Origin of the sequence: Mesorhizobium australafricanum (assembly GCF_033977265.1) — a bacterium.
GTDB lineage: Bacteria > Pseudomonadota > Alphaproteobacteria > Rhizobiales > Rhizobiaceae > Mesorhizobium > Mesorhizobium australafricanum.
This window is the reverse complement of sequence record NZ_JAVIIT010000067.1, coordinates 1-663: the sequence shown is the minus strand read 5'-3', so window position 1 is coordinate 663 and position 663 is coordinate 1. Positions and strand designations below refer to the sequence as shown.

At 63.5% G+C, this 663-nt stretch carries 2 protein-coding genes; both read left to right on the top strand.

The window, feature by feature from the left end:
- The coding region (locus tag RFM98_RS31200) for an ABC transporter permease (protein WP_502572763.1) at nt 1–292 on the top strand (292 nt) is incomplete at its 5' end.
- A partial coding sequence (locus RFM98_RS31195) for an ATP-binding cassette domain-containing protein (protein WP_320312298.1) occupies nt 289–663 on the top strand: 375 nt, incomplete at its 3' end. The genes RFM98_RS31200 and RFM98_RS31195, both read left to right, overlap by 4 nt.

Genomic DNA, 663 nt, shown 5'->3' with positions numbered 1-663 from the left:
CTCTGCCTACGTCACCATGTCCCTGCCGCTCATCCTGCCGGGTGTGATCGCCGGCATGATCCTCGCCTTCGCCAAGGCAATGGGCGAATTCGGCGCGACGATCACCTTCGTTTCCAATATTCCCGGTGAAACCCAGACCCTTTCGTCGGCGATCTACACGTTCACGCAGGTGCCAGGCGGCGATGCCGGCGCGATGCGGCTGACGCTGGTCGCAATCGTCATTTCCTTCGCCGCGCTGCTTGCCTCCGAGTTCATGGCCTATCTGGTCGGCAGGAGGGTCGATATCGAATGACCCTCATCGTCGAGGCACAGCAGACGCTGGGAGAATTCGTGCTCGATGCGAGCTTTACGTCGGCAGGCGGCGTCACCGCTCTGTTCGGGCGTTCGGGCTCGGGCAAGACCTCGCTGGTGCGGGTGATCGCCGGGCTCTCGAAGCCTGACCGTGGCCGGTTGATGGGCGATGGCGAAGTGCTGCTCGACACCGAGAACCGCGTCTTCGTGCCAAAGCACAGACGCCGCTTCGGCTACGTCTTTCAGGAGGGCCGGCTTTTTCCGCACCTCTCGGTGCGCCAGAACCTTGGTTACGGCCGCTGGTTCGCGCCGAAGACGACGCCGCCGGAGAATTTCGACCACATCGTCGAACTGCTCGGGATCGGCGCGCTG